This is a genomic window from Lactobacillus sp. UMNPBX6, from assembly GCF_002553975.1.
Lineage (GTDB): Bacteria > Bacillota > Bacilli > Lactobacillales > Lactobacillaceae > Lactobacillus > Lactobacillus gallinarum.
The window spans coordinates 1-5,251 of the sequence record NZ_PCZD01000084.1 but is presented as its reverse complement, the minus strand read 5'-3'; the positions used below and the strand labels follow the sequence as shown (position 1 = coordinate 5,251).

Annotated in this window: 4 protein-coding genes; 1 reads left to right on the top strand and 3 read right to left on the bottom strand. The window is 38.2% G+C overall.

The features are described 5' to 3' along the window. The first annotated feature begins 288 nt into the window (after positions 1–288). On the top strand, positions 289–2,934 hold the full coding sequence (locus tag CP357_RS09470) for a cation-translocating P-type ATPase (protein WP_098037172.1): 2,646 nt from the start codon (positions 289–291) through the stop codon (positions 2,932–2,934). Between the two features lie 161 nt (positions 2,935–3,095). Here the strand turns inward: CP357_RS09470 and CP357_RS10405 are convergent, their stop codons facing one another. From CP357_RS10405 to CP357_RS09450, 3 genes are all read right to left on the bottom strand, one after another. Further along, the gene (locus CP357_RS10405; RefSeq protein WP_087236253.1) at positions 3,096–3,233 is read right to left on the bottom strand and encodes a hypothetical protein; all 138 of its coding nucleotides are present in this window, start codon (positions 3,231–3,233) and stop codon (positions 3,096–3,098) included. Between the two features lie 89 nt (positions 3,234–3,322). Further along, on the bottom strand, positions 3,323–4,327 hold the full coding sequence (locus tag CP357_RS09455) for an asparaginase (RefSeq protein WP_087176330.1): 1,005 nt from the start codon (positions 4,325–4,327) through the stop codon (positions 3,323–3,325). Positions 4,328–4,338: 11 nt separating this feature from the next. After that, a complete protein-coding gene (locus CP357_RS09450) occupies positions 4,339–5,112 on the bottom strand; it encodes a MurR/RpiR family transcriptional regulator (RefSeq protein WP_025006020.1) in 774 nt (257 codons plus the stop codon). Between the last annotated feature and the right edge of the window lie 139 nt (positions 5,113–5,251).

Below are 5,251 nucleotides of genomic sequence, written 5' to 3'. Positions count from 1 at the left end.
TCAGCTTGGCCCTATCCATCCCCGCATTAAAATACGGGGATTTTCGGGCGTTTTTGATTAAAAAAATCAACTTTTTCTTTACTAATGATAACCAAAAAATAATATTTATCGCTTATTGACACCGCGTCACTTTACTGATATTATTTCTTATAACGATTTATATATTGAGAGGCGCCAATGACGCTGCCAATACACAAATGAAAACTGAAGAAGTTTCTCAAATGGGGAATGGCTTTGTTAAAGGCCATTCTCTATTTTATTTTTGACGAAAGGAGTGATATGTCCTTTATGGATAATCACATACAAAAGCCTTGGGCTGTTACTCAGTCTGAGGTACTAACAGAGACAAATACATCAGAAGCTGGCTTAAGCGATGACGCAGTTCGAATACGTCAAAAAGATGGTTTAAACGAGCTTGCTGTTAAGCCTCCTAAAACCACCTTGCAAATGATCAAAGAGCAAATCATTGATCCAATGATCATGATTCTAATCGGCGCAGCCTTCTTTTCAGCTCTTTTTCATGAATATACTGAAGCGATCATCATTGCTATGATCGTGGTCATCAATACTATTATTGGTATTGTGCAGGAAAAGAAAGCTCAATCATCCTTAGCTGCTTTGCGGGATATGAGTGCTCCCATGGCTCATGTTATTCGCGCCGGCAAGGAGCAACTAATCCCCGCTAAAGAATTAGTAGTCGGTGATATTGTCAACTTGCACGACGGTGACATGGTTCCAGCAGACATGCGTCTTCTCGAATCCGCCAACCTAAAGATTCAGGAAGCATCCCTCACAGGTGAATCCGTACCTGTGGAAAAAGATGCAGATACTGTTTTGGCTAAAGACTGCAGTCTTGGTGACCGCATTAATATGGCTTTCAGCTCTTCAATTGTTACCTACGGACGCGGACTAGGTGTCGTGACCACTACAGGTATGAACACCGAAATGGGTGCCATTGCCGGCATGCTAGAAGATCAAACTGAAATTGAAACGCCATTAAAACGTAAATTAACTAGCGGTGGTAAAGTTTTAACAATCATTGGTATTTTTGTCTGCATCTTGGTATTTATCATTGGTGCAATGTACCAAAAACCACTTTTACCCCAATTTTTAATCGCTATTTCGTTAGCAATCTCCATTATTCCTGAAGGTTTGCCTGCCACAGCTACAATTGTGATGGCCCTTGGCGTTAAGCGCATGGTAAAAAAGAATGCTTTGATTAAGAAATTACCAGCTGTGGAAACCTTGGGTAACGCTACTGTCATTTGTTCCGATAAAACCGGTACTTTAACTTTAAATAAGATGACAGTTACTAAAACAGCTGCTGGCGACTTCAATGAAATTGATGTTAAAGATATTAAACCTAATAAGGTTTACCAAGCGTTAGCCTATGCTGGTGCCCTTTGTAACGACGCCAGCTTGAAGGATAACGAGGCGAGCGGTGATCCTACCGAGGTTGCTTTGATTCCTTTTGCTAAAAAATTAGGCTTCAACCAAACAGAATTAAAAAAGGTTCACCCACGTCTATTTGAACAACCTTTTGATTCAGATAGAAAACGAATGACCACCTTGCATGAAATTAATGGTCAATATGTTTCCTTTACTAAGGGTGCAGCAGACGAAATGTTACCGTTATGTAATCACATCATGACTGATAATGGCATTCGTCCAATTACGACTAATGATAAAAAACGAATCTTGAACTTGATGCAAAACATGTCTAACGAAGCATTACGCGTACTAGGTTTTGCCACAAGAGTTGTGGATAACTTACCAAGTGAAGGAACCAATTTAGAAAATAATTTAACTTTCATTGGTATCAGCGGTATGATCGACCCACCTCGTGAAGAAGTGGCGGAATCGGTTAAGACTTGTCGTCAGGCCGGCATTAGAACCATTATGATTACTGGTGACCACAAGATTACTGCTTTAGCTATTGCTAAAAAGCTCAATATTTACCAAAATGGTGACTTGGCTATATCTGGCATTGAACTTGATCAAATGTCTGACGACGAACTTGATCAAGCGGTTAAAAAGACGACTGTCTTTGCCCGCGTTTCACCTACCGATAAGTTAAGAATTATTCAAAGCTTGAAGCGTAACGATGAAGTAACGGCAATGACTGGTGATGGTGTTAACGACTCACCTGCTTTAAAGGCTGCCGATATCGGTATAGCCATGGGTGTTACCGGTACCGACGTAGCCAAAGATGTGGCTGATATGGTACTTTTAGATGACAGTTTTACTACTATTGCTTACGCAATCAAAGAAGGTCGTCGCGTTTACCGTAACATTCAAAAAGTAATCCAATTCTTGTTAGTTGGTAATATTGCTGAAATTACTACTTTGTTTGTTGCGACATTATTTAACTGGGATACACCATTATTAGCTGTGCATATCCTGTGGGTAAACTTAGCCACTGCTACTCTACCTGCTCTTGCTTTAGGCGTTGACCCTGCAAGCAAAAACATTATGAAACATAAGCCCGTAAATCCAGGTACTCTTTTTGAAAAAGATCTTGTGTGGCGCGTGATTACTCAGGGAATCTTCGTTGCGCTGATGACTTTAATTGCTTACTTCATTGGTGCAAGCATTGATAATCCAATCACTGGTCAAACAATGGCCTTCAGCGTATTGGCTTTATCACAAATGTTGAGAGCCTTTAACCAGCACTCTAACACCGATCCTATCTGGAAGAGAGCTACCGGTATGAATATGTGGTTGGTAATTTCATTCATTGTTTCCGCATTTTTTATGGGCTTGATCCTATTTGTTCCAACTTTACGAAAAGTATTCTACATTACTAATCTTTCAGCTGGTCAATGGTTAGTTGTCATCGCCTTATCCTTGCTTTCAATTGTACAAGTTGAAATTTTCAAAGGATTTAAGAAGCTAAGAACTAATTCAAACAAAAACCAATTAATTGAAGAATAAAAATAAAGGATCCTCATGTAGGATCCTTTTTTCATACGCTTAATTTAATTCTTCAATATCTTTAAGTAAGCTGTCTTGCTCCGGCGTTAAACGCTCATGTTCTTTACGCAGCTTTAAGACTTGCTTACAAGTATGCAAGATTGGCTTAGTCTTTTCATAGTTTACTTTTTAACGATTGCACTAGAAAATGTTTGCGCATTAGACTCAATCAGCTGATTTGAATTATTAGCAAAAAGAGATACCCCAATTCCTAATGCCGCTAAAGTAAGCCAGACTTTTTCTAATAGTTTACTTTTCATATATGTGCACTCCTTTTGGCTATATTATACAAAAAGTATCGATCTATTAGTATTGTCTGCGCTTACATTTAACTAAATTGTAACATTCTTTAGTTAGTCTTAAGAGTTACTTCCCCGGCCACATCTGTATTAAAGAAATCTGCCACTTCATGGACGTTCATGTCCTGGCCTAGTGCCCACATCAACTTGGTAATGGCACTCTCAGAAGTCATGTCGCACGCACTGATCGCACCTTCTAGCAAGGCTTCGCGTCCTACTTCATACTTAGTTAGGTCACTACGTTCATATAAACATTGGCTGCTGGCAATTACAGGGATGCCCTGTCTGATCAACTTACCAATTGCGGCCACCATGTTACGGCGAATAAAGTTCATCCCACCTAAGCCATAGGCTTCAATAACAATTCCTTGGCAGCCACTATCTACCATCGCAAAAAGCAAGTTAGGATCAAAGCCTGGGAACAATTTAACTAAAGAAACATTGGAGTCAATCTTGGTATTCAAGCAAGTTTCACCCGTTTTTTTCTTGGGTGTGTAATCGGGATTGAAGACCAAGCCATCTGAAGAAACGGTTGCAACAGGCGGAACGTTAACACTTTCAAAAGCATCAAAGTTAGTCGTTCTAACCTTAACGGCTCTGCAGCCCAACATAATTTTATTATGGAAAGCTAAATAAATATCAGGTGGACAAGTAGCTGCTGCCGCAAAAGCTAAACGCAAATTATCGTGGGCGTCACTTAAGACAACATTGATAGGTACCTGGCTTCCAGTTAAAACCACTGGAATATTAATATTCTTCAACATAAATGCTAACATTGAAGCAGTATAAGCCATTGTATCGGTACCGTGTGAAACCACGATTCCATCATAGTCATTACGATATTTATAAACATTTTCCGCAATAAATTTCCATTCTTCTGGTTGAATATTAGAAGAGTCGAGCTGCAAAATATCGTGAACGTCGATATCATACGGTAATTTACCCAGCATTTTAATCAATTCTTCGCCAGTTTCTTTAGGTACTAACCCTGCATTAGATGCAACTGATGCAATCGTCCCACCAGTTGAAAGCAATAATAACTTCTTTTTTTCCATCTTTATTTCCTCTACCTTTGCAATTTACGCCGTTTTGCATATTCATTAATGATTAGATCAATTAGAACATAGGCTGAACTGAAAGTCACGACCTTTTTACTAAACTGAAATGGCGTAGTCTTGAAAAAGAAGCTGTAATCACTAAGAGAAGCTAATTTTCCCGGCTGCCAGCTTGTTAAAGAAACTAGCTTTAACTTATTATTAATAACATCGATTTTCTTCAATTCCTCAATAATTGTCTTATTAAAACCACCAAATGAAATTACAAACAACATATCATTTTCTTTGGCAGCTTGACCCAGCATTGAAACTTCATCACGCGCACCTGGCAAAATAATTGCGTTTTTACCTATTAAGTAAAAAGAATGAGCCAAATACTCCGCAATAATCTGCTGTTGCCATCCCGTCGAATAAATATAGATAGTTCCTGCTTGATCTAAATCCGCACATAAGTTATGCAAATTCAATCCCTTAAAATATTTAAAGGTGTCATTGATTATTTTCTGCAGATTATCGTCAAATTGCAATTCTTGTGCATGCTTAGCATATTGCTCTTTTCTCGCAATCAATTCAGACAATTCAAATTTAAGTTCACTAAAACCGCTCAAGCCTAATTTTTTACTCAAACGAAAAATAGCAGATTTAGAAACATATAATTTCTGCGCTAATTCCATTAAGCTCAACTTACTAGCTTCCTTGGGATACTTGAGCAAATAACTGACTATTGCTTTATCAGTATCATTGAAGCTTTCTTTTTTCTTCATTACTACTGTTTCTAAATCCATTTCTATGTCCCTTCTGCCATAACTTTATATCAAGTTCAGAATATCATGATCAGCACAAAAAAGGTAGCTACTCAATTATAGAATCAATGTCATTAAGTTAAGACATTGACAATTAATATTAGACTTTTAAAGCACTGAT

Bases quoted from the DNA above. Each gene is read 5' to 3' on its own strand.
- CP357_RS10405 (WP_087236253.1), bottom strand. From the start codon at position 3,233: ATGAAAAGTAAACTATTAGAAAAAGTCTGGCTTACTTTAGCGGCATTA.
- CP357_RS09450 (WP_025006020.1), bottom strand. From the start codon at position 5,112: ATGGATTTAGAAACAGTAGTAATGAAGAAAAAAGAAAGCTTCAATGAT.
- CP357_RS09455 (WP_087176330.1), bottom strand. From the start codon at position 4,327: ATGGAAAAAAAGAAGTTATTATTGCTTTCAACTGGTGGGACGATTGCA.
- CP357_RS09470 (WP_098037172.1), top strand. From the start codon at position 289: ATGGATAATCACATACAAAAGCCTTGGGCTGTTACTCAGTCTGAGGTA.